Source organism: Micromonospora sp. NPDC049275 (assembly GCF_043197115.1).
Taxonomy (GTDB): domain Bacteria; phylum Actinomycetota; class Actinomycetes; order Mycobacteriales; family Micromonosporaceae; genus Micromonospora.
The window spans coordinates 109,021-111,251 of the sequence record NZ_JBICSN010000010.1 but is presented as its reverse complement, the minus strand read 5'-3'; the positions used below and the strand labels follow the sequence as shown (position 1 = coordinate 111,251).

The following is a 2,231-nucleotide window of genomic DNA, read 5'->3' as shown; positions in this document are numbered from 1 at the left end:
GTCCGTCTCGCTCCTCGCGATCTCGGGGTTGATCGGCGCTGGGTCAGACGGCCGCGCGCAGCGCGGAGATGCGCCGGGCGATCCGGTCCGTCACGGCCACGGCGTGGTCGTTGAGGTAGAAGTGGCCGCCCGCGTAGACCCTGATGTCGCAGCGACCGGTTGTGTGCTCGCGCCAGGACGCCGCCTCGGTCTGGGTCACGTGCGGGTCGGCATTCCCGATGAGCACGTCGATCGGGCAGCGCACGCTCGCCCCGGGGGCGCAGCGGTAGGTCTCGATGGCCCGATAGTCGCTGCGCAGCGATGGCAGGATCATCCGCAGCACCTCGTCGTCGCCGAGCATCCGGGTGTCGGTGCCGCTGAGCCGCTTGATCTCGGCGACGAAGTCGGCGTCGCCGGCCGTGTGCATCGACTCCTCGCGAACCGCGGACGGCGCACGCCGACCGGACGCGAACAGCACCAGGGGGCTCACACCGCCGCCCTCCAGCCGCCGCGCGACCTCGAAGGCGACCACCGCGCCCATGCTGTGGCCGAAGAACGCCACCGGCTTGTCGGGGAGCGGGCGCAGCTGCTCGGTGATCCGATCGGCGAGCTCGCCGATGTTCTCGGCGGCGGGCTCGTGCCGCCGGTCCTGGCGGCCCGGGTACTGCACGGCGAGCACCTCCAGCTCCGGCGACAGCGTCTTGGAGACCGGGAAGAAAAAGGATGCTGAACCGCCCGCGTGCGGAAAGCAGACCAGGCGGGCCGGCGCCTGCGGGGCCGGATGAAAACCCCGCAGCCAAAGGCCGGCGTGAGATTTGGTGAGTGCCATGATTCGGTTCCCAGGTCCTTCTCGGATCGGCGTGGCATCAGCGAATGAGGCCCGAACACGCCCCACCAGTTAAGGTCAGATCGCGGTGCGTGACCACGGGGGAACCGCCCCTAACTACGGCCGGGCACACCCCCTACCACCCCTGGAAGCGGTCCTTTCCGGACATGCGAAAGCGGCGGTCAGGAAGGGTTTCCTGACCGCCGCGCGACGACCGATGTCAGTCCCAGGCGACCGGCAGCGCCCGTACGCCGAAGACGCTCATGTTGGCCCGCAGGGGCACCTCGTCCGCCGGAACGGCGAGCCGGAGCTTCGGGAATCGCTCGAGCAGCGCGGTGAGCGCGACCCGCAGCTCGACCCGGGCGAGTTGCTGGCCGAGGCACTGGTGGATGCCGTGGCCGAAGGCGACGTGACCGCCCGCCTGCCGGAGCACGTTGAGCGTGTCCGGGTCGGCGAAACGCTCGGGGTCGCGGTTGGCGGCTTCCAGGGACACCGTGACCGACTCGCCGGTCCTGATCAGCTGGCCTTCCAGCTCGATGTCCTCCAGTGCCGCGCGAACCGCCCGCGGCGCGACCGTCAGGTAGCGCAGCAGCTCCTCCACCACGTCGTCCATCCGGTCCGGGTCGGCACGCACCGCGGCCAGCTGGTCGGGGTTGCTCAGCAGGGCGAACGTGCCGAGTGCCAGCATGCTCGCGGTGGTGTCGAGCCCGGCGACCAGCAGCAGCACGCTGATGCCGGCGAGCTCGGTGTCGGTGAGGTCCGACTCGGTCAGGTCGGACAGCACGTCGTCGGTCGGGTTCGCCCGCTTGGCCAGCACAAGCTCGCGCATGTACCGGTGCAGGGCCATGAACGCCTGGCCCACCTCCTCCGGCCGGCCGTCCTGGGTGAGCAGCACCTCGGTGTAGCGCTGGAAGAGGTCGTAGTCCTCGATCGGTACGCCGAGCAGCTCGCACAGCACGAGCGCCGGGACCGGCTGCGCGAACAGCGGCCAGAGGTCGGCGCCGGCGTCGTGCCCGGCCAGAACCTCGAGCTGGTCCTTGGTGATCTCCTCGACCCGGTCGCTCAGCTTCTGCATCCGCCGTGCGGTGAACTTGCCGACCAGCAGCCGCCGGAACCGGGTGTGCTCCGGCGGGTCGATCCCGGTCATGTCGCCGACCGGTGCCGGTTTGCCGTGGTGGCCCTCGCTGCCGGGGACGGGGTCGCGCACCAGCTCGTGCTTGGAGCTGAACCGGGGGTCGGACAGCACCGCGCGGGCCGCCGAGTGACCACTGGCCAGCCAGCCGACGTGGCCGTCGGGGTAGACCATGCGGCGCAGCGGCGCCTCGCGCAGCTCGGACGGCGGGTCGAAGGGACAGCCGGCCGGCCGCTCGGTAGGAAGCTTGGGCAGCCGCTCCATGTTCTGCACTGTCATGACACCGTTCCTGCT

The 2,231-nt window shown here is 70.7% G+C and carries 2 protein-coding genes; both read right to left on the bottom strand.

The genetic code is table 11. The annotated features are described in order from the left end of the window. Positions 1–43: 43 nt before the first annotated feature. Complete coding sequence (locus ACGFIE_RS25485) at positions 44–808, bottom strand: thioesterase II family protein (RefSeq protein ID WP_393298927.1); 765 nt, start codon at positions 806–808, stop codon at positions 44–46. A 217-nt stretch (positions 809–1,025) separates the two neighbouring features. After that, entirely contained in the window at positions 1,026–2,216 is a 1,191-nt protein-coding gene (locus tag ACGFIE_RS25480) for a cytochrome P450 (RefSeq protein WP_393298924.1), read from the bottom strand. Positions 2,217–2,231 lie beyond the last annotated feature (15 nt).